The organism is Sphingomonas sp. CCH5-D11, assembly GCF_001557395.1.
In the GTDB taxonomy this organism is placed as follows: domain Bacteria; phylum Pseudomonadota; class Alphaproteobacteria; order Sphingomonadales; family Sphingomonadaceae; genus Sphingomonas.
In genome coordinates this window covers 1-460 of sequence record NZ_LSKH01000076.1, presented here as the reverse complement: position 1 = coordinate 460, position 460 = coordinate 1, and the positions used below count along the sequence as shown (strand labels likewise).

Below are 460 nucleotides of genomic sequence, written 5' to 3'. Positions count from 1 at the left end.
AGGCGGACATGGGCTACCGGCGGGAGGTGCAGCCGCTGCCGAAGCTGGGGCCGTTTCAGGCGCGACTGGATGCGTTGCTGGAGGAAGACGAGGCACGACCGCGGCGCGAGAAGCTGCGCCTCACGCGCATCCACGACCTGCTGCTACGCGAGGGGTTCGACGGCTCGTACGACGCGGTGCGGCGTTATGCGGCTCGCTGGCGGCAGGCGCGGCGTCGCGATGTGATGGATGCGCCGGCGTTCATCCCGCTGCTGTTCCGGCCGGGCGAGGCGTATCAGTTCGACTGGAGCCATGAGGACGTCGAGATCTCGGGCAAGCCGATGCGTGTAAAGGTCGCGCATGTGCGGCTGTGCGCATCACGGGTGATGTATGTGCGCGCCTATCCCCGCGAGACACAGGAGATGCTGTTCGACGCGCATGCGCGGGCATTCGCCTTCTTCGGAGGCGTGCCGACGCGCGG

At 68.0% G+C, this 460-nt stretch carries 1 pseudogene; it reads left to right on the top strand.

Annotated features, from left to right (window positions below):
- Window positions 1-460, top strand: a pseudogene (locus AX702_RS04460) (DDE-type integrase/transposase/recombinase); the annotation flags it as partial.